The 19,202-nt window shown below is 58.5% G+C and carries 20 protein-coding genes and 1 pseudogene; 16 read left to right on the top strand and 5 right to left on the bottom strand.

The annotated features are described in order from the left end of the window. On the top strand, positions 1-421 hold a 421-nt coding region (locus M5B97_RS25125; RefSeq protein WP_248732999.1), incomplete at its 5' end, for a ribonucleotide-diphosphate reductase subunit beta. 356 nt (positions 422-777) lie between these two features. Then, complete coding sequence (locus M5B97_RS25120; protein ID WP_248732998.1) at positions 778-1,422, top strand: HAD-IB family hydrolase; 645 nt, start codon at positions 778-780, stop codon at positions 1,420-1,422. Positions 1,423-1,531: 109 nt separating this feature from the next. On the opposite strand, the gene M5B97_RS25115 is transcribed toward M5B97_RS25120, so the two are convergent. Continuing rightward, on the bottom strand, positions 1,532-2,491 hold the full coding sequence (locus M5B97_RS25115) for a LysR family transcriptional regulator (protein WP_248732997.1): 960 nt from the start codon (positions 2,489-2,491) through the stop codon (positions 1,532-1,534). A 193-nt stretch (positions 2,492-2,684) separates the two neighbouring features. On the opposite strand from M5B97_RS25115, the gene argH reads away from it, so the two are divergent. From argH to M5B97_RS25065, 10 genes and pseudogenes are all read left to right on the top strand, one after another. Beyond that, on the top strand, positions 2,685-4,112 hold the full coding sequence (argH, locus tag M5B97_RS25110; protein WP_248732996.1) for an argininosuccinate lyase: 1,428 nt from the start codon (positions 2,685-2,687) through the stop codon (positions 4,110-4,112). A gap of 25 nt (positions 4,113-4,137) precedes the next feature. Next, positions 4,138-4,227: pseudogene (locus M5B97_RS25105) on the top strand (outer membrane lipoprotein carrier protein LolA); the annotation flags it as partial. A gap of 44 nt (positions 4,228-4,271) precedes the next feature. Next, positions 4,272-5,150: an amino acid ABC transporter permease gene (locus M5B97_RS25100; protein WP_248732995.1), complete on the top strand. Its 879-nt coding sequence runs from the start codon at positions 4,272-4,274 to the stop codon at positions 5,148-5,150. A gap of 24 nt (positions 5,151-5,174) precedes the next feature. Further along, positions 5,175-5,939 (top strand): amino acid ABC transporter ATP-binding protein, encoded by a 765-nt coding sequence (locus M5B97_RS25095; RefSeq protein WP_123714394.1) that lies wholly within the window; start codon positions 5,175-5,177, stop codon positions 5,937-5,939. 25 nt (positions 5,940-5,964) lie between these two features. Next, on the top strand, positions 5,965-6,786 hold the full coding sequence (locus M5B97_RS25090; RefSeq protein ID WP_248732994.1) for an ABC transporter substrate-binding protein: 822 nt from the start codon (positions 5,965-5,967) through the stop codon (positions 6,784-6,786). Positions 6,787-6,887: 101 nt separating this feature from the next. Then, on the top strand, positions 6,888-8,057 hold the full coding sequence (locus tag M5B97_RS25085) for an MFS transporter (protein WP_248732993.1): 1,170 nt from the start codon (positions 6,888-6,890) through the stop codon (positions 8,055-8,057). A gap of 54 nt (positions 8,058-8,111) precedes the next feature. After that, on the top strand, positions 8,112-9,059 hold the full coding sequence (locus tag M5B97_RS25080; RefSeq protein WP_248732992.1) for a hypothetical protein: 948 nt from the start codon (positions 8,112-8,114) through the stop codon (positions 9,057-9,059). 92 nt (positions 9,060-9,151) lie between these two features. After that, entirely contained in the window at positions 9,152-9,472 is a 321-nt protein-coding gene (locus M5B97_RS25075) for a helix-turn-helix transcriptional regulator (protein WP_123714398.1), read from the top strand. Positions 9,473-9,519: 47 nt separating this feature from the next. Beyond that, complete coding sequence (locus M5B97_RS25070; protein ID WP_283101105.1) at positions 9,520-9,882, top strand: type II toxin-antitoxin system RelE/ParE family toxin; 363 nt, start codon at positions 9,520-9,522, stop codon at positions 9,880-9,882. Then, a complete protein-coding gene (locus M5B97_RS25065) occupies positions 9,857-10,195 on the top strand; it encodes a helix-turn-helix transcriptional regulator (RefSeq protein ID WP_123714400.1) in 339 nt (112 codons plus the stop codon). The genes M5B97_RS25070 and M5B97_RS25065 overlap by 26 nt, the downstream gene beginning before the upstream one ends. Positions 10,196-10,497: 302 nt before the next feature. On the opposite strand, the gene M5B97_RS25060 is transcribed toward M5B97_RS25065, so the two are convergent. The 3 genes from M5B97_RS25060 to M5B97_RS25050 form a co-directional block, all read right to left on the bottom strand. Further along, entirely contained in the window at positions 10,498-11,868 is a 1,371-nt protein-coding gene (locus M5B97_RS25060) for an amidase family protein (RefSeq protein WP_248732991.1), read from the bottom strand. Between the two features lie 252 nt (positions 11,869-12,120). Further along, positions 12,121-12,690 carry a hypothetical protein gene (locus M5B97_RS25055; RefSeq protein WP_248732990.1) on the bottom strand — a complete coding sequence of 190 codons (570 nt, stop codon included), beginning with the start codon at positions 12,688-12,690 and terminating at the stop codon, positions 12,121-12,123. A gap of 313 nt (positions 12,691-13,003) precedes the next feature. Continuing rightward, positions 13,004-14,062 (bottom strand): MBL fold metallo-hydrolase, encoded by a 1,059-nt coding sequence (locus M5B97_RS25050; RefSeq protein WP_248732989.1) that lies wholly within the window; start codon positions 14,060-14,062, stop codon positions 13,004-13,006. 157 nt (positions 14,063-14,219) lie between these two features. Here M5B97_RS25050 and M5B97_RS25045 point away from each other — a divergent pair, with 157 nt between their 5' ends. The 4 genes from M5B97_RS25045 (at position 14,220) to M5B97_RS25030 (ending at position 18,272) form a co-directional block, all read left to right on the top strand. Then, positions 14,220-14,837, top strand: a complete 618-nt coding sequence (locus M5B97_RS25045; RefSeq protein WP_123715607.1) for a TetR/AcrR family transcriptional regulator — start codon at positions 14,220-14,222, stop codon at positions 14,835-14,837. A 199-nt stretch (positions 14,838-15,036) separates the two neighbouring features. Then, the gene (locus M5B97_RS25040; protein WP_123715608.1) at positions 15,037-16,095 is read left to right on the top strand and encodes a diguanylate cyclase; all 1,059 of its coding nucleotides are present in this window, start codon (positions 15,037-15,039) and stop codon (positions 16,093-16,095) included. A 263-nt stretch (positions 16,096-16,358) separates the two neighbouring features. Then, a complete protein-coding gene (locus tag M5B97_RS25035; protein WP_248733002.1) occupies positions 16,359-17,678 on the top strand; it encodes a PAS domain-containing methyl-accepting chemotaxis protein in 1,320 nt (439 codons plus the stop codon). Positions 17,679-17,753: 75 nt separating this feature from the next. After that, positions 17,754-18,272 carry a DUF1003 domain-containing protein gene (locus tag M5B97_RS25030; protein WP_123715610.1) on the top strand — a complete coding sequence of 173 codons (519 nt, stop codon included), beginning with the start codon at positions 17,754-17,756 and terminating at the stop codon, positions 18,270-18,272. Here M5B97_RS25030 and M5B97_RS25025 read toward each other — a convergent pair. Further along, a complete protein-coding gene (locus M5B97_RS25025; RefSeq protein WP_248732988.1) occupies positions 18,269-19,153 on the bottom strand; it encodes a LysR family transcriptional regulator in 885 nt (294 codons plus the stop codon). The genes M5B97_RS25030 and M5B97_RS25025 overlap by 4 nt on opposite strands. Between the last annotated feature and the right edge of the window lie 49 nt (positions 19,154-19,202).

Below are 19,202 nucleotides of genomic sequence, written 5' to 3'. Positions count from 1 at the left end.
GTACAACAAAATGACCGGCGTGGCCGAACAGTTCCAGTACATCCTGCGCGATGAGTCGATGCACCTGAACTTCGGTATCGACGTGATCAACCAGATCAAAATCGAAAACCCACACCTGTGGGATGCCGAAATGAAGGAAGAAGCAACCCAGATGATCCTGCAAGGGACACAACTGGAGATCGAATACGCACGCGACACCATGCCTCGCGGCGTGTTGGGCATGAATGCGGCGATGATGGAGGATTACCTCAAGTTCATCGCTAACCGTCGTCTGTCGCAGATTGGCTTGAAGGAAGAGTACCCAGGCACGACTAACCCGTTCCCTTGGATGAGCGAGATTATGGACTTGAAGAAAGAGAAGAACTTCTTCGAAACCCGTGTGATCGAGTACCAGACCGGCGGCGCGTTGAGCTGGGATTGATCAATTAGAGCTTGTCTTAAAAGCCCGGATAATTCGGGTTAATGAGAGGGTCACCCCCACACCCTGCGAGGGCTACGCTTTCGCAGGGTGTTTTTTTGCCTGAAAACTCTCACTACTTGTCTTAACACGCCAAGTCGAATGGCTGGACGGTGGGAAATACTCTGCCATCTACGGCGTTCATTCCTATGCCCGACCGGGTAAACTCCCTTGATCATTGCCAGTAAAAGCCCAACATCACGACCTCTGGCTGATCTGAATTGCATAACCGTTATCGGCCTGAACCCATGCAGTGGGCGCCAGTCACACAGTTATGAGAACCCGCTCCAAACGATCAAGGACCACCCGTGAACCCAGACATGCTCGAAGCCGGCCCCGCTGATGCCAAAGTACTTTCCGTCTTTGACTTCGACGGCACCCTGACCCACCACGACAGTTTTGTGCCCTTCCTCAAGTTTGCCTTTGGCACCGGAGAGTTCTATGGCCGGATGGTCAAGCTGGCGGTGCCGGGGCTGCGCTATTTGGTGCGGCAGATCAGCCGGGATGAGTTGAAGGCGCAGTTGATCCGCACCTTTATGACGGGGGTGGAGAAGGCGTGGGTGCAGCAGAAAGCCGAGGAGTATTGCCAGCGCAATTGGGCGCGGTTGATGCGACCGGCAGGCGTACTGTCGGTGGAACAGGAGTTGGGCTCGGGGGCAGTAGTGACGCTGTGTTCGGCATCGCCGGCGTTGGTGTTGCAGCCGTTTGCCGATCGGCTTGGAATCAAGTTGATTGGCACTGAGCTCGAGGTGGTTGACGGGGTATTGACCGGTCAACTCACCGGGAACAACTGCCGCTGTGAGAACAAGGTGCTGCGGCTTGAGGCGGTGTATGGGGACCTTGGGGAATATCGGCTGCGGGCCTGGGGTGATACGCGTGGGGATCGGGAGTTGTTGGCGGCGGCGCAGGATGCGCATTTCCGGCATTTTCATGCGAAGAAGAAGTTGGGCAAGTTGCAGCGGTGATGTGGTTGATGGGGTTGGTGGACTGCGTCGATCCCTTCGCAGCCTCGCTGGGGCTCGACAGCTCCCACATTTGAGCTTCGTCAACTTGTTGATCGATGTTCGTCAGGGATTATGTCGCGGTTTTTAGATCTACCCCCAGCGCTGCGGCGAAGGCTTTTACCATCGGGCTGCGCGGCGCGTTGTGGCGCAGGATCAGGTTGAACGCTGTGCTCAAGTGGACCTGCTCCGGGCACAGTGCGCGCAGGCGCCCTTCTCTTACCAACGGCTTCGCGTAGTGCTCCGGCAGGAAGCCGAGGAAGCGGCCGGTCAGGATAAGGATGGCGACGGCTTCCACCTGTGAGGCCGAGGCGGACTGGCTGTCGTAGGTGACGAAGTTGGCCTTGTCACGATGGATCGCGTACCGGTGGTTGACCACTTCGTATTGGCGTAACACTTCTTGCGTTATGTCGCCCGTATTGAACAGTGGATGTCCTACAGCGCAGTAGGCGTAGGCCTTTTCTTCGTACAGCGGGAAGTAGTCGAATTCTTCACGGCGTTGGTACACCGGGACGATGCCGGCGACCAGGCGCCCTTCCACCACACCGCGCTCGACTTCATCCAGTTGCGAGGCGTGCAGGCGCAATCTTATTTTTGGCGACTCGCTATGTAATCTGCCCAGGGCTGCAATAAGCGGCGAATTAATGTCCGATACGGTGTTATCAATAACCCCCACACTAAGGTCGCCGATAAGTTCGTTTTGCGCGGAACTAAGCTTGTCGCGAAAACTGTCCACCGAGGCAAATAACTCGATGGAGGCTTGATACACCAACTTGCCTTCTTCGGTCAGCCCAAACCCTTCCCTGCCCCGGGTGCACAGGCGCATGCCGATGCGAATCTCAAGGTCGGAGATCTGTTTGCTGATCGCCGCCAGCCCCACATTCAGCTCGTTCTGCGCGGCACTGAAGCCGCCGGCTTCGACCACAGCCATGAACACGCGCAGCAATTTGAAGTCCAGCCCGCTCAGTTGCAGCGGCGGTCTTGTGCCGGGTTTTGGCGGCAGGTTTCCAGAAGTGGAAAGTGGAGTTTCCATAATACGCGTTGACCTCAAGTGCCATATTCAACAGGCTTGAACCCAATCCTTGAATATAGCCAGGCGGCGATAATGAACATAAACATCCGCCCTTGGCAACCTTGAATACGGCGCGTCAGACGCCGGTTCTACGCCGTTAAAACTTTATTTTTACTGCCTCCGACTCTTCTAAAAACAAGCGTGAGGAACCTCCATGTCCCAGCCCACCGACCGCCTTTGGGGTGCTCGTTTCAAGACCGGCCCGTCTGCAGCTCTGGCTGCGTTGTCGCGTTGCCCTGAGCGCTATTTTCGCCTCACGCCCTATGACCTCGCCGGCTCCCGTGCACATGCCCGTGAGTTGCAGCGCGCCGGTTTGCTGGATGAATCGGAAACCTTGCGCACGCTGCAAGCCCTGGACGGTATTGGCGCAGATTTCGCCGCTGGCAACCTGCATCCGACCCTGGATGACGAGGACGTGCACACCTTCATCGAACGCGTACTGACCGAGCGTCTCGGCGCCCTGGGCGGCAAGCTGCGCGCCGGGCGTTCGCGTAACGACCAGACGGCCAATGATCTGCGCCTTTTCCTACGCGACCATGTACGCACCATCACTGCTGAAGTGCTGGGTTTGCAGCAGGCCCTGGTGGAGCAGGCCGAGCAGCATGTGGAGAGCATCTGCCCGGGCTTCACGCACTTGCAGCAGGCGCAACCGATTGTGTTCGCCCATCACTTGCTGGCCCACGCCCAGTCAATGTTGCGCGATGTACAACGGCTGATGGATTGGGATGCGCGTACGGCGTTGTCGCCCCTCGGTGCAGCGGCCATGGCCGGTTCGGCGATTGCGCGCCAGCCGGAGCATTCGGCCAAGGAAATGGGCTACACCGGGCCGTGCGAAAACTCTATCGACGCCGTAGCAAGCCGCGACCATGTGGCGGAGTTCCTGTTTGTGGCGGGCATGCTCGGGGTGAACATTTCGCGACTGTCGGAGGAGTTTTGCCTGTGGTCGTCGCGCCAGTTCCGCTGGGTGGTTTTGGATGATGCCTACGCCACTGGCAGCTCGATCATGCCGCAGAAAAAGAACCCGGACATTGCCGAATTGGCGCGGGGCAAGGCCGGGCGGCTGATTGGCAACCTGACGGGGTTGATGTCGACCCTCAAATCCTTGCCCCTGTCGTACAACCGCGATTTGAGCGAAGACAAGCACAGCGTGTTGGACAGTGTGGATACGTTGCTGCTGGTACTGCCGGCGATGGCCGGGATGGTCGCGACCATGAAGGTGCAAGTGGAAGAACTGCGGCGCCAGGCGCCGATGGGTTTTACCTTGGCGACGGAAGTGGCGGACTGGTTGGCGACCCGTGGTGTGCCGTTCAAGGAGGCGCATGAGATTACCGGCGCTCTGGTGCAGGCCTGTGAGAAGCATGAGATTGAGTTGTGGGAAGCCTCGCCGGCGATGTTGGCGGAGGTGGATGCGCGGCTGCTGCCGGAGGTGCGCGACTGTTTGACCCTGGAGGCGGCGATTGCAGCGCGCAGTGGTTGGGGTGGGACGGCGCCGGAGCGGGTGCGTGAGCAGATCGGGCGGTTGAAGGTGGCGTTGGCGGCTCAGCGGAAATGGGCCGACGACTACACCGGTTTCAGAATTTGAACGGCTTCCCTCTGTAGGAGCGAGCGTGCTCGCGAGGACGGTGAGCGATGACGCGGGAAACCTGATACCCCGCGTTGCTCTCAGGTTCTTCGCGAGCAAGCTCGCTCCTACCGTGGGTACGTACAACAGTTAGAGCTTTAGTAGTTTTGGAGTAGCACCATGAATCAAACCCCGGCAGAGCGCTTGGAAGCCGAGCGCAAGTTGTCCGAGAACCAGTTCGATATCACGCAATACGAACACGTGCCGCGTCGCTATTACGGGCGGATGTTTTTTGCCACGTTGATCGTGATCGTGCTGGCCGCGTTGTTGCGCGCATTCGCCAATGGCCAGATCGAATGGTCCTACATCGGACAGTTCCTCACGTCTGAGGCCATCCTCTGGGGCCTGGTGAACACCATCGTCATGTCGATCCTGGCAATGGCGCTGGGTGTGGTGATCGGGGTGATCACGGCGATCATGCGCATGTCGGCCAACCCGATCCTGCGGTATGTAGCCATCACTTACACCTGGCTGTTCCGGGGCACGCCGCTGATTCTGCAACTGCTGTTGTGGTTCAACCTGGCGCTGATCTTCCCGGTGATCGCGATTCCCGGTCTGTTCAGCATCGACACCGTCGACCTGATGACGCCGTTCGTGGCCGCCCTGCTCGGCCTCAGCATCAACCAGGGTGCCTACACCGCAGAGGTGGTACGTGCTGGTTTGCTCTCGGTAGACACCGGCCAGTACGAAGCGGCCAAGTCCATCGGTATGCCGAGCCTGCAAGCGCTGCGTAGGGTAATTCTGCCGCAGGCCATGCGAGTGATCATTCCGCCTGTAGGCAACGAGTTCATCAGCATGGTGAAAATGACCAGCCTGGCCAGCGTCATCCAGTACTCGGAGCTGCTGCACAACGCGCAAAACATCTACTACGCCAATGCGCGGGTCATGGAGCTGCTGATGGTTGCCGGTATCTGGTACCTGGCGGTAGTGACTGTTCTTTCATTTGGCCAAAGCCGCCTTGAGCGTCGTTTTGCCCGCGGCGCCGGCAAGCGCTCGTAAGTCTGGGTTGAGGAGATTTGCCCCATGAGAAGCATCGTCAAGGCCGTCAACCTGAACAAGTACTACGACCAGTATCACGCGCTGCGAGACATCAATATCGAGGTCGAGCAAGGCGAAGTCATGTGCATCATCGGCCCTTCGGGCTCGGGTAAAAGTACCCTGCTGCGCTGCGTCAATCAGCTGGAAAAAATCGACAAGGGCGGCCTGTGGGTCGACGGCGAACTGGTAGGTTACCGGGTGGTCGGCAACAAGCTGCATGAGATGAACGAATCGCAGATCGCCCGTCAGCGCCTGGCTACGGGCATGGTGTTCCAGCGCTTCAATTTGTTCCCGCATATGACCGTGTTGCAGAACATCATCGAAGGCCCCTGCCAGGTACTCAAGCGCTCGCCCAAGGAAGCGACCGAAGACGCGTTGGAGTTACTGGCACGCGTGGGTTTGGCGGACAAGCGCAACGCCTACCCGGTGGAGTTGTCCGGCGGCCAGCAACAGCGTGTGGCCATTGCCCGTGCGCTGGCGATGCGGCCCAAGCTGATGTTGTTTGACGAACCCACGTCAGCGCTCGACCCGGAGCTGGTAGGCGAAGTGCTGTCGGTGATGCGCGATCTTGCAACCACCGGCATGACCATGATCGTGGTCACCCATGAGTTGGGCTTCGCCCGCGAAGTGTCCAACCGCATGGTGTTTATGGACGCCGGCCAGATTGTGGAAGCCGGCAGCCCCGAAGACATTCTAATAAGCCCACAAAACCCGCGTACCCAAAGCTTTATTTCTGCCGTTCGCACTTAACTAGAAAACTAACGAGAACGTCCTCATGAAAAAATTGTTTATCCCAACCTTGCTCGCGGGCCTGATGGCCTCCACTGCAGTTTTCGCGGCATTGCCGGCGGCAATCAAGGACAAGGGCGAGATCAGCGCGGCTATCGTGCCGAACTATCCGCCGATGGATTTCAAGGACCCGGCCACCAACAAGATCACCGGCCTGGACTTTGACCTGGGCAACGCCCTGGCCGAGCGCCTGGGCGTGAAGATCAAATGGCAGGAAACCGGCTTCGAGCAAATGCTCAGCGGCCTGACCACCAAGCGCGTGGACATTGTGCTGTCAGGCATGAGCGATACCGCCGAACGCCAGAAGTCAGTGACCTTCATCGACTACTTCACCAGCGGCCCGCAGTTGTACACCCTGGCCAAGCGTGAAGACCTCAAGGAATTGACTGACCTGTGCGGTAAAAAAGTCGGCACCAGCCGCCGTACCACCTGGCCGTCGGAAATTGCCGCGTGGAGCAAGCAAAACTGCGAAGCGGCGGGTAAGCCGGCCATCGTAGTGATCGGTACCGAAGGCTCGGCGGATGCGCGGGCGCAGCTGCAGCAGAACCGGTTGGATGCAGCGATGCAGGGGAGCGAGACGATTCCTTATCTGATGTCGTTGGATAAAGGTAAGTACAAGCCGGTGGGGCTGGCGATTTCCAAGCAATTCACTGGGCTTGGCATCGAGAAGAGCAATACCGAGCTGGTGAGCGCGATCAGTGAAGTGTTGCAGGGCATGATTAACGATGGGACGTACGGCAAGATCCTGAAGAAGTGGGATCTGGAGCAGGGTGCAGTCGAGAAAATCACCATCAATGCCGGCCAGTAAGTCGGTCTGAGCGTGGGAGCGGGCCTGCTCGCTCCCACATTGCTCTGCTTTCGCATTCGGCCTGTGCTGTCTCAAAGCAATAACAAGGACGCTAGCCCCACGTGCCCACCTACTCTTTGGTAATTCGCCGCCTGATGATTTGCTCGGTGACCATCGTGGTCAGCCGCGCCATGACCAGCCCGTTGCTGGCGCTGCTGTTGAGCACCCGCCTGGGCCTCAACCAGCAGGACATCGGCCTGCTGATGGGCATCGCCGTGTTTACCGCTACATTGCTGGGCCTCTATGGCGGCTACATCATCGACCGCCTGGAAAAGCGCAAACTGCTGATCCTGGCCATGCTGTCCAGCTCCATCGGTTTTCTGTTGCTGACCTTTGCCAGCAACCTCTACCTCACGACCTTGACCCTGGTGATTACCGAGGCGGCGTCGGCGCTGTTCCTGATCGGCTCCAAAGCCATCATCAGCGAAAACCTGCCGGTGGCTGACCGTGCCAAGGTATTTTCCCTACGCTACACCTTGACCAATGTGGGCTATGCCACTGGCCCGATGCTCGGCGTGGTGATTGCCGGTCACATGCAACTGGCACCCTTTCTGATCGCCAGCGCCATTGCGTTTGGCAGCCTGTTCTTGATGATCGGCATCCCACCGACTCAGCATGATGACAGCAATAGGCCCCTGAGTTTTTTGACGACCCTGCGCACTTTGCGCAGCGACCGTACGCTGATCCTGTTCACCAGCGGTAGCTTATTGAGCACCATTGTCCACGGGCGCTATACGTTGTATTTGTCGCAATTCCTGCTGGTGGCCTACAAGCCTGCCGACGCGCTGAAGATTCTGTCTGCGGTGCTGGCCTGCAACGCCGTCACCGTGATTCTGATGCAGTACCAGATCGGCCGTTTTCTCAAACGCGAACAACTGCGCTACTGGATCTTACTGGGCACCTTGCTGTTCATCGCCGGCCTGGTCGGTTTCAGCCAGGCAGACAGCCTGCTTACCTGGTGCCTGGCGATGTTCGTGTTTACCTTGGGCGAGATGATTATCTACCCGTCGGAATTTCTGTTCATCGATACCATCGCCCCTGATGCGCTGCGCGGCAGTTACTACGGCGCACAAAACCTGGCAGCGTTCGGTGGTGCGATGAGCCCGGTAATCTGTGGTTATCTGCTGATCAACGCTGCGCCAACCAGCATGTTCTACGCCCTCGGCGCACTGACGGCCGTCGGGGGAACCCTGTGCTTCTTGAGTGGGCGGCGGGTTGCAGGTTCTTGCTGATATTTGCACAAGATCCCGCTATTAATAGCGAAATATCTCACGGACCCGAGCCCCATGAAATTCGACACGGCCTACAGCCTGAGTCTCGATGACAAACTGTCGATCTACGATGTACGAGAGCTGAACTTCGACGAAACCGCCGACTTCGATTCGGACAAGGACAGCTTTCTGTGCCCCAACGATGAATGCCGTGGGGCATTCGACGCGGCGAATGCGCTGAGTACCTTCAACGCAAAAAACGTCAACTATCAGCGCACACCGCACTTCAAGAACAAGACCAGTACCCGGCATATCGATGGCTGCCGCTATGCCAGCACCCACAAGGCGGCGACAGGTGAAAATGACGACGAGAGAGAGGAAAACTTCCCGTCGGAATTTGTACTGACACCGCGTCAGTACGAACGGAAAAAACCGCTGGCGGCCACTCAGGAAAACATCCTACAAGACTCAACGAAGGCTCCTTCGACTCGGACCAGCACGTCCACCGGCACAAGCGACACCACCCCGGACAAAACCAGCGTATTTGCCCACCCGGTGGAATGTTATGTGTCGAATATCGACGACAAGGACAAGCTCAAGCGCATGCCGCTGAAGATCGGCGATCACACGGCGACCTACTGGACGTTTTTCAAGAAAATCGAATACCTGCAAGACAACAAGGGCTTGATCTATTGGGGCAAGATCAAGGCCATCAAGGACTACACCAGCAGCTTCCGCATCGATTTCGAAAAGAAAGTGTGGCTCGACAAGAAGCCCTACTCGGTGAACGTCTACCTGAGCAAGAAACTCATCGAGAACTACCGCAAGCGCACAGCCTTCCTGGAGCAGATCAAGGCGGCAGTGGACAGTGAGCGGGCGTTGTATTGCTTCTTCTATGGGGTGACGCCGCAGCTGAAACAGGTGCCCAGCAAGAAGAACCCCGAACAGACGTTCGGGGTCTTCAGCGCGAATATCGAGAACCTGGATCACTTGATCATTCGGGAGGCACCGGGGGTGGAATAATGGGTCGTCCAACATCCAGTTGATGAGCGGTCAAAACAACTGTACAAAAACACAGTATAGTTTGCCTTCCCCGTCGAACCTGGAGAAAACCCATGTCCTCTCTGGCAATGAGCTCTTTCGTAGAACAGCAGATCGTCCTGCACCAATTCACCGCCAAGCACAGCGTGCAGGCCCGCGCCATGTTGGGCTGGAGCCAGGAAGCACTGGCCCGCCTGGCAGGGGTGACGGTGCAGGCGCTTCAACAGTTTGAAAGCGAGGGCGACGTGGCTGACGACACCCGCCTGGCACTGGCGTTTCGGCTGGAGGCCGAGGGGTTGGTGTTCTTCCCCGGGTTTGCGCCGGGTTGGGGGATGAGTGTGCGCGGCGGTACGCCTCAGCCAACGCTCCAGTTAGTTCATGAGACAGCAGAGTAAATTTTTTACCTGCACTGACACTTATCCCTATTTAGGTATAATCTCTCATGAGCTCATGGAAGCCACTGCTGTGGGTGGGCGCCAGCAAAAAAGACCTTCAGTTGATGCCTGGTTCAGTTCAAGACGTTTTCGGTTTTGCACTGCATCTCGCTCAAGAAGGTGGAAGGCATACACAAACAAAAGCATTGAGAGGATTTGGAGGTAACGCCGTACTGGAGATCGTCGAGGATTTCGACGGCAACACTTATCGAGGGGTGTACACCGTTCGGTTTGGCTCCGCTGTTTATGTCCTCCATTGTTTTCAGAAAAAATCCACAAAAGGCATTGCAACCACACAGCACGACATACAACTGATCAAACAGCGACTCAAGGCGGCGCAGGATCATGCAGAAGCATCACGAAACCATTGAGATCGAAGAAAGCAGCGGCAATGTCTATGAGGATATTGGTCAGCCCAACGCTGCCGAAATGCAGGTCAAGGCACAACTCGCAGCCAAAATCGGCGAGATCCTCAAGGCACGTAATCTCACTCAATCCCAGGCTTCGGTGATTCTCGGGTTGTCACAACCCAAGGTGTCGGAAATGCTTCGTGGAAAATTCCGAGGCATCAGTGAAGCCAAGATGTTGGAATGCTTGTCGCTGCTAGGGCGTGATGTGCAAATTGTCATCAGCACCGCTCCCGCGTCGCGTGTTCAGGGTCGAATTGAAGTGCTATTTGCTTGAGCACTGACTTCACGCAACCTTTCAAGCAATAGACCCACCAACGCCTCAACCGAATGGCGCCTGACATCCTGCCGGATCACCGGGCAGTTCAGCGCCTTCAATCAGGTCTCATGCCGGCGCAGGCTGTAGTCGCCGTCTTCGTAAAGGGCGCCCAAGGCGAGGAAGACGTGTGTAAACCGTCGGGGCGTCAGGCCTGCAGTTGCAACTGCCGGGAACATTATTAGGGCAAAAACCAGGGACGCCCGCAAACGTGCGCGCCTGGTCCTGGGCCCTAGGCTGTCACGCCACAGCCCGGCAGCACGCTACGGATTGGCAAGTGCATGAGGGGTTGAAAGCGTCGGCCGAATGGCGGCCTGGGCGCCCTGTTCAAAGCCATACGCCACGCCCAGCAGTTGAGCTTCGGAGCCGGCAGTACCAAAGAAGTAGGCACTGGCGGGCAGGCCGTCTTCGGTCGCTCCCGAGGGTACCGTAATCCCTGGGTAGCCGGCGGCTGCAACGCCAAAGTAACTGTTGCTGTCGAAATCCGACACGATGGCATCCAGATTGTGCTCCTTGATAGGGGCGTCAACCGTATTGCGAAAATCCCGCAGAAGCTCATCCCATGGCGCCTGACTTTGCTCCGGCGTGAGGGTCGATGCGTCGACCTCTTTGAGGACGGGCTGGTGATCGGTCTGCGCCCCATCAAGCGCTTCATTGAATGTGATCAGTTCCTTCACTGATTTGACCGGCAACCCTTCACGCTTGGCCAAATAGCCGTTCAGCGCCTGCTTCACATCGCAAAGCAGCAGTTCGTCGTAGCGTGAAGCATCTGCCAGGCGCATGTTGATCGGAACCAGAATGGCACCTTGTTTGCGCAATACTTCCAATGTCTCGTTGAACTGCTTGCTATTAACGACCGGCAGGGTTACACCGTCATCGGAAAACGTCGTGGGGTAACCGATACGCTTGCCTGCCAAGGCGCCTGGCACGAGCTGTCTGGTGTAATCGACAGCCTCCGCTCCGGTAGGGCTGCCCGCCATGGCGTTGAGCATCAGCGCGGCATCCCATACCGAACGGGCCATCGGGCCGGGAGTGTCCTGGCGCCGACTGGCGGGAATGATCCCATCGCGGTTCAATAAACCAACACTGGGCTTGAGGCCGACCACACCATTGAGCGCCGCCGGCACGATGATCGACCCATTGGTCTCGGTACCGACTGCCAAAGGCGCCAGCCCTGCCGCAACCGCCGCAGCCGAGCCGGAGCTGGAACCACCGACATCCGCATTCGGATCATGAGGGTTGCGGGTTTGCCCGCCTCGGCGGCTATAACCATCGGGACCGCCCCGAAAACCAGCCATCTCCGTCAAGTTGGTGGTACCCAGAACTATCGCACCCTGGTCGATCAGGCGCTGGATGACAGGCGCATTCTTGCTGACGGGAGCCCCGACAAGGCCCAGAGCCCCTGCACTGGTTTGCATACCTTCGACTTCCACGATGTCCTTGACCAAGATGGGAATGCCATGCAGCGGGCCCCGCACTTTGCCGCTGGCGCGCTCGCGATCCAGCTCGCGGGCCGCTTCCAGGGCCTTGGGGTTCAGCTCAATCACCGAATTCAACGCGGGGTCCAACGTGCGGATACGCGCTTGCAGGTAATTGACCAGGTCTACGGACGTGAATGCCCCGGGCCGGCTCATTTGCTCACCCAGTTGCTGAACTGTGGCGTACTCCGTTCCGGGCGGAACGGGGTTAGAACCTGTATTCGACTTTTGCGCGGCTATAAACGGTGCGGCGTGATTAACAAACACATTCAGACCATGACCAATTCCAAACATGAATCACCTCCAGGGAAGGGTAAGAAATAACAACGAATCAACGTTGATCCGTACGCCAGTCTAAAAACATCTCTCCCTTCCAACTGCGAGACCCCGCCCGTTCAAACTGTGGGATTACTCGACGCCAGAGCCAGTTTCCCCTTTGCCCGCCGTAAGGCAAGCGACGTTATTTTTGTAGCCCTGTACCAATGCCTTCAACGAATACCGCGACCAACGCGAGCCGTAGAAGTACAGACGGCCGCCATCTTCGAGCGACGCTTCCAGGCGCGGATAGCCACTCCAGCACGCGCCATGAGAGGCCGCGCTGCGGCCATCAGAGACCAGGGCATCAAGGCGATATTCCAATGCGTGGTCGTCGATTTCATTGCGGGTGTGCAAGGAAAGCCGGGGCGTGTCATCCATGTGTTGTGCAGGCACCGGCACCAAATGCACACCGGCCTTGCGCAGGACGTGCAGCGCACACAAGAAGGCGGCACTGTGTTCAACCGGTTCGTGATCGCCACCACGGACATAGTGCTGGGCGAAGCCGACACGCTGCCCTGCCAGTGGCTGGGCGGTGCTGAGTGAGCTGTTGTTCTGCACCAAGGGCACCGCCACCATCACTGGCCTCTCGGGCTCGACGCCACCCAGGGCGATCAGTGATAACGAAGGATCGCGCGCGGGCTTGATGGAAAAGCCCGGCACGTTGTACCCGGGGATAAGCAGACCGACTTGAGGGTGTGCATCAGGGTGGGGGCTGACATCGAAAGCAATATGGCGTGGGCTCGTACTGTCGGCAAGAGGGCTGGACGATGCCGGGGGCGCTGCACAGGGCTCTGCGAGGGCTGGCGACAGCTGACCCGGCCGACAAGGCAGAGCCTGCTGCCAAATTTTCCTACACTTGTCTTCCATCAGAATTACCCCGAACCATTATGTTTCGGGGATCATCGCACCCTCTTCCTGCCGCTGTCGCAGCGCTGAAACACGCTGAAAACTCCTTTTTCCATTACCGTGGTATTCAGCTCGCAAGCGGCGCTTGCGCGCCTTGGGTTTCCACTTCCAACCACCACGCATGCCCCCGCTCTGGCTGGTTCAGGTTGAACATCTGCCCCATCGCCGGTGTGGTGATCGACACATTGCGCTCCCAGGCCAGCGCCATGATGCGGTCGAACGGCTCGTGCCAGGCATGGAATGCCAGGTCAAAGGTGCCATTGTGGATGGGCAGCAACCAGCGGCCCTTGAGGTCGATATGCGCTTGCAGGGTTTGCTCCGGCTGCATGTGCACGTGGGGCCAATCGACGTTGTAGGCACCTGTTTCCATCAGCGTCAGGTCGAAAGGGCCGTACTGCTCGCCGATACGTTTGAAGCCATCGAAATAGCCGGTGTCGCCGCTGAAGAAGATCCGCCGCGCCCCATCGATCATCACCCATGAACACCACAGCGTCTGGTTGGCATCGAACAGGCCGCGCCCGGAAAAATGTTGCGCAGGCGTGGCGACAAAACGGATGCCATCCACCTCGGTGCCCTGCCACCAGTCCAACTGACGTACTTTGCTGGCGTCGACGCCCCACTTGATCAGGGTGTCACCCACGCCCAATGGCGCGAGGAAGTATCGCGTTTTGTCGGCCAGTTGAACGACTGCCTTGCGGTCAAGGTGGTCGTAGTGATTGTGGGAAAGAATCACCGCCTCCAATGGTGGCAGCTCTTCGAGACAGATAGGTGGCTGGTGGAAACGCTTGGGGCCGGCCCAACTGAACGGTGAGGCGCGCTCGGCAAACACCGGGTCGGTCATCCAGAACTTACCGCGCATTTTCAGTAGCACGGTGGAGTGTCCCAGGCGGAACACACTGTGGTCTGGGGCTGCCAGCAATTGCTCGCGGGTCAACGGCTGCACAGGGATCGCGCCCACCGGGCGCGTGCTGCGCGGTTTGTTGAACAGCATGTTCCAGAAGATACGCAACGTTTTACCAAAGCCACCGTGCTGAACCGGAGCATCGTTGCTGAAGTGTCCCTGGTCCTGCTCGGCAGGCTTGAGCGCGGTGGGCGCCGGGTCGAGGCGGGTTGAAATCGTGGCCATTGCAGAGTGACTCCTGGGGTCGGCTCATAATTACACTGCGCTAACGAATGACAACGCACTCATAAGCTACACTGCACAGTGTAGTTTCTAGATTGCAACAAAACCGAGAGCAAGTAAACTACCGGGTGTAATTTTCCCTCAGAGCCGAATGCTATCCATGACTGCCCCCCAACGCCTTACCGACCGCAAACGCGAAGCCATCATTGCGGCTGCCATCGCCGAGTTCCGGGCAAATGGGTTCGAGGTCACCAGCATGGACAAGATCGCCGCCACCGCCGGCGTTTCCAAGCGCACGGTGTACAACCATTTCCCCAGTAAGGAAGAGTTGTTCGCAGAGATCCTTCACCAACTCTGGGCCAGCACCGCGGCCCAACTGGATGTGGTCTACACCGGCGATCGTCCTCTGCGCGACCAATTGCGCGGGCTGCTGGAAGCGAAGATGAAAATGATGTCGGACGCCAACTTCCTCGACCTGGCCCGTGTCGCCATTGCCGCCACCATCCATTCGCCGGAACGTGCGCAGGATATGGTCAACCGTCTGAGCCAGCGTGAAGAAGGCTTTACCCAGTGGGTGCGCGCAGCCCGGGACGATGGCCGCCTGTCCTGCAGCGACCCGGCTTTTGCGGCCCATCAGATCCAGAGTCTGCTCAAGGCCTTTGCGTTCTGGCCACAGATCACCCTCGGCCAACCGACCCTCGACGCCGCGGCCCAGGCCGATGTTATCGACTCTGCAATCGACTTGTTCCTGGCGGGTTATGAAATCCCTTCCCCCTGACCTGCACTGAACCTGTTGCGAGAACGACACTCTTGGTCGCTTTTGGCGTATTCGCTCGCACACCGGCACAAATGGCTTGGAAGGACACTGATTATTCCCCCGCGAATAACTGACAATATTTACACTTCTTAACCGATCAACGGTTTTACCCGCTGACACTGGCTGCCGCCTCTGCAAAAAAGAGCTGACCCAAAACATTATGGAAAACAGACGAGGCAAAGGGCTTTCATTTGCCAGGCGTATCTACAAGCCAAGGATCATCGGCCTGGGTATCGGCTGCATCAGCGTAATCGGTGCGTTGTACCCTTTATCGATGCCCGGCTGGGTCTGGGCTTTGCTGCTGTTCAACGGCTATGCCTGGCCGCATGTGGCGTACCTGCTTTCAACCCGCTCTCCCTTCCCCTATCAAGCCGAACAACGCAACCTGCTCTATGATTCGCTGCTCGGCGGCTTCTGGGCCGCTGCCAGCCAATTCACGCCGCTGTCAGCGGTGACCATCCTGTCGATGATGACCATGAACAACGTTGCAGCAGGCGGCAAGCGCTTGTTCCTGCGCGGTCTGGTGGCGCAGGCAGGCGGCGTTGGCGTGGCATGGTGGTTGTTCGGGATCAAGTTCAACCCACACGTCGGCCCCCTCCAGGTCTATACCTGCCTGCCTATGCTGACCCTCTACCCGATGGCTATCGGCATGGTCTGTTACCAGTTGGCGATCAAACTGTCGGAGCATAAACGCACCCTCAGCGCCCTGAGTCGAATCGACAGCCTGACCGGCCTGCTCAATCATGGCTCGTGGAAAGACTTGCTGAACCTCAAGTTCCATAAGTGCCAGCAGCAAAAAGGCCAAGCCACCATCGCATTGATCGATATCGATCACTTCAAGCGAATCAACGACACCCACGGGCACATCGTCGGTGACACAGTGTTGCGCCAACTGAGTCAGCTGTTGCGCCAACACCTGCGGGAAAACGACTTGGCGGGACGTTACGGCGGCGATGAATTCTGCGTGATCCTTCCACAAATGCCCTTGCAGGAAGCAGCGCTGGTGATGGAGCGCATGCGCGAAATCTTCAGTAACTATCGCAACCCTCAGATTCCCGAATTACGCGTGAGCCTGAGCATCGGCCTGGCGGACTTCCAGCCCGTCTTCAGCGATGCCGCCATGTGGCTCAATGCCGCTGACCGCGCGCTGTACGCGGCCAAGGACACCGGGCGCAACCGGGTCAAACTCAGCCATAACGCAGTCGCTCATTCCGCCTAAGTCGTCCTACAACATTTCGTCTGAATCTTCTGGCGCAGCCCCGACGCAATAGCATAATGCCTCCATTGGTCGGCTACCCCAATAATGGTCCCGCTTCCTGGCGAACTTCTCGGCAGGCCGACGACTCTGAATCCGTTGTTCCACCCCCTCTGTCAGCACAAGGAAGCTGGCAATGAGCACGTCAACCGTGAGGCTCCGCGCCCTACGGGGTCAGGCGCATATACATGGATACCTCATACGCATGCTTGCCCGAGCCCCCCAACATGCTATTCAACGCCCATAAAAAAACCATCACTGCCCTGCAACACACCAATGCCCAGCAAGCCAGCCTGCTGGACGCCATCGAGCGCTCCATGGCAGTGATCGAATTCGACCTGCAAGGCCGGGTGCTGCGGGCCAACGACAACTTCCTCAAAACCATGAACTACCGCGCGGAGCAGATCCTGGGCCAGCCCCACCGGATGTTTTGCACGCCAGCGTTCGCCCGCAGTGCCGAGTACAACCAGCTATGGACGCAACTGCGCAACGGCCAGTTCCAATCCGGCACTTTTGAGCGGGTGGCGGGCGATGGGCAATCGGTGTGGCTGGAGGCCAGCTATAACCCGGTACGCGATGAAGCCGGCACCGTGATCAAAGTGGTGAAGTACGCCATGGACGTCACGCCGCGCCTGCAGGCCGAGAGCGAAGCCAATGCCAAGCTGGAAGCCATCGACCGCGCCATGGCGATGATCGAGTTCAACCTCGACGGCACCATCATTACCGCCAATGCAAACTTCCTGCAGCGCATGGGCTACACCCTGGCGCAGATCCAGGGCAAGCATCACCGGCTGTTCTGCAAACCGGAGTTGGCCAACAGCTCGGCGTACGCCGAATTCTGGAAACGTCTGAACCAGGGCGAACTCTTCAACGGCCAGTTCGAGCGCATCGATAAACACGGCCAGACCCTGTGGCTTGAAGCCAACTACAACCCGGTGTACGACGCCAGTGGACGCCTGTGCAAAGTGGTCAAGTTCGCCTCGGACGTAACCTCCCGAGTGCTACAACATGCCGCCGATGCGCAAAGCGCTGCACAGGCCTATCACCTGTCCCTGAACACCCAGGACATGGCGGAAAAAGGCGCTGAAGTGATTCAGAAGACCGCCACGGGTATGCGTGAAATTGCCGTGAACATTGACGCCTCTTCGCAACTGATCGCCAAGCTCGGCGAGCGTTCGCAGCAGATCACGGCCATCGTCAACACCATTCGCGGTATCGCCGACCAAACCAACCTGCTGGCCCTCAACGCCGCCATCGAAGCCGCACGCGCCGGTGAGCAAGGCCGTGGTTTTGCCGTGGTGGCCGATGAAGTGCGGCAACTGGCGGCACGCACCAGCGGCTCAACGACGGAGATCTCCAGCATGATTGCCATGATCCAGGAAGAAACCCGTCAAGCCATCGAGAGCATGGACACTACCCGTGACCGTGCCGCTCAGGGCGTGGAGCTGGCCAACCAGGCCGGCACGGTAATCCTGCAGATTCGCGAAGGCACCGGCGAGGCGGTGCAGGCGGTCAGCGCGTTTGCCAATGAACGGGGCCAGAACTGACTGGTTCTTCATGTGTCTGCCCGGGTGGGCGGTCTATAGTGCTGACTGTCCTCACGCTAAGGATTCGCCCCCGCCATGACCCCAGACAAACCTGAAGCCGACCCCGTCGATCACCTGCGCTTTCACCGAGGCCACGCCCACCTCGCGCCGACCTTCGGCAACGACACCTTTGCCCTCAAGGCCGAAGCCTTCGCGCGCTTCTTTGGCACACCGACCTTCCTCGGCGCACAAACCGCAATCGTCGTGTTGTGGGTGGTGCTGAACATAAGCGGTGTCACCCACTTCGACGTGTACCCATTCATCCTGCTCAACCTGGCTTTCAGCCTGCAATCGGCCTATGCCGCACCGCTGATCCTGCTGGCCCAGACACGCCAGGCTGCACGGGACAAAGCCCAGTCCGACGCCGATGCGCAACACCGCGAAGCCCTGGCCATCGCCAATACCGAACGCCAGGCCCAGGCCGCGCAGACTACCCGACAACTGCTGGAACTACTGGAGCAAAACACCCGACTGACGGAAATGACCAAGCAGTTGACCGAGCGTATCGAAACCCTGACGTGCGAAATGCATGAGCAGTTTGTGCGAAAAACCTAACGACGCGGCCAACGCACATGTCGCCCCAACTCATCAAACAACGTCACCACCGAGCGCAGTGCCCGGCAATCCGGGCGCGTCAGCAGCCATAGCGCGGTGTCACGCCCGGCCAATGCAGGGCTCAGGGGTTGCAGTCCATCCTCCAATAGAAAATCCGGCAGCGCCGCAACGCCCAATCCGGTGCGCACCAGTTCGGTGACCGACAACATGCTGTTGCAGCGGTAACTGGGGCGCACGCCCGGCAAGTGCTCGCGGCGCCAGGTCACGGTGGGGTGATCTGGCAGAAAGTCATCTGGGGCGATCCAGGCCAGATCGGCCAATTCACGACCTTCGTGCTGGCGCACGTAATCGGCGCTGGCAAACACCTGATAGCTGACACTGCCCAGGCAGCGGCCGACAAGATGCTCCGGCGGCGTCCTGGTAAGGCGCAGGGCGATATCCGCGTCACGCCGACTAAGGTTGGCGAAGTCATTGGAGGTGCTCAACTCCAGAGTCAGCGCCGGGTATTCGGGCATGAACTGCGCCAGGGCCGGCAGCAGCAAGCCTTGCAATACCGAGTCGGTACAGGTCAGGCGCACCGTACCGCTGATCACTTCACCGCCCTGCTCCACGCTGATGCGCGCAGCCTCAAGGGCTTGCTCGGCGCGTTCGGCCTGTTGCGCCAGGTGGCTCGCCAGGCTGGTCGGCAGATAACCGCTGCGGCTTTTTTCAAACAGTGTCTGGCCAAGGGCCGCTTCCAACCGGCGGACTGCGCGGAACACCGTGGACACATCCACCCGCAGCAATGTCGCCGCCCGCGCCAGAGTGCCACCGCGTACCAGAGCGAGAATCAGTGACAGGTCGGGATAGTCGACTGAATAGTGCGTTGCTGCATTGAGCATGTGGGTAAACGCCAATATTGATTGCGCGAACGCCAATCTATAGTGGGTC

It is taken from the genome of Pseudomonas sp. MWU13-2517, assembly GCF_023242545.1.
Taxonomy (GTDB): domain Bacteria; phylum Pseudomonadota; class Gammaproteobacteria; order Pseudomonadales; family Pseudomonadaceae; genus Aquipseudomonas.
Note: the sequence above shows the minus strand (reverse complement) of the source record. Positions and strands in the feature narration are given on the sequence as shown.

What these genes read in the sequence shown, in the direction of transcription:
- M5B97_RS25120 (WP_248732998.1), top strand. Translation starts at nt 778, where the DNA reads ATGCTCGAAGCCGGCCCCGCTGATGCCAAAGTACTTTCCGTCTTTGAC.
- M5B97_RS25115 (WP_248732997.1), bottom strand. Translation starts at nt 2,491, where the DNA reads ATGGAAACTCCACTTTCCACTTCTGGAAACCTGCCGCCAAAACCCGGC.
- argH (WP_248732996.1), top strand. Translation starts at nt 2,685, where the DNA reads ATGTCCCAGCCCACCGACCGCCTTTGGGGTGCTCGTTTCAAGACCGGC.
- M5B97_RS25100 (WP_248732995.1), top strand. Translation starts at nt 4,272, where the DNA reads ATGAATCAAACCCCGGCAGAGCGCTTGGAAGCCGAGCGCAAGTTGTCC.
- M5B97_RS25095 (WP_123714394.1), top strand. Translation starts at nt 5,175, where the DNA reads ATGAGAAGCATCGTCAAGGCCGTCAACCTGAACAAGTACTACGACCAG.
- M5B97_RS25090 (WP_248732994.1), top strand. Translation starts at nt 5,965, where the DNA reads ATGAAAAAATTGTTTATCCCAACCTTGCTCGCGGGCCTGATGGCCTCC.
- M5B97_RS25080 (WP_248732992.1), top strand. Translation starts at nt 8,112, where the DNA reads ATGAAATTCGACACGGCCTACAGCCTGAGTCTCGATGACAAACTGTCG.
- M5B97_RS25075 (WP_123714398.1), top strand. Translation starts at nt 9,152, where the DNA reads ATGTCCTCTCTGGCAATGAGCTCTTTCGTAGAACAGCAGATCGTCCTG.
- M5B97_RS25070 (WP_283101105.1), top strand. Translation starts at nt 9,520, where the DNA reads ATGAGCTCATGGAAGCCACTGCTGTGGGTGGGCGCCAGCAAAAAAGAC.
- M5B97_RS25065 (WP_123714400.1), top strand. Translation starts at nt 9,857, where the DNA reads ATGCAGAAGCATCACGAAACCATTGAGATCGAAGAAAGCAGCGGCAAT.
- M5B97_RS25060 (WP_248732991.1), bottom strand. Translation starts at nt 11,868, where the DNA reads ATGAGCCGGCCCGGGGCATTCACGTCCGTAGACCTGGTCAATTACCTG.
- M5B97_RS25050 (WP_248732989.1), bottom strand. Translation starts at nt 14,062, where the DNA reads ATGGCCACGATTTCAACCCGCCTCGACCCGGCGCCCACCGCGCTCAAG.
- M5B97_RS25045 (WP_123715607.1), top strand. Translation starts at nt 14,220, where the DNA reads ATGACTGCCCCCCAACGCCTTACCGACCGCAAACGCGAAGCCATCATT.
- M5B97_RS25040 (WP_123715608.1), top strand. Translation starts at nt 15,037, where the DNA reads ATGGAAAACAGACGAGGCAAAGGGCTTTCATTTGCCAGGCGTATCTAC.
- M5B97_RS25035 (WP_248733002.1), top strand. Translation starts at nt 16,359, where the DNA reads ATGCTATTCAACGCCCATAAAAAAACCATCACTGCCCTGCAACACACC.
- M5B97_RS25030 (WP_123715610.1), top strand. Translation starts at nt 17,754, where the DNA reads ATGACCCCAGACAAACCTGAAGCCGACCCCGTCGATCACCTGCGCTTT.
- M5B97_RS25025 (WP_248732988.1), bottom strand. Translation starts at nt 19,153, where the DNA reads ATGCTCAATGCAGCAACGCACTATTCAGTCGACTATCCCGACCTGTCA.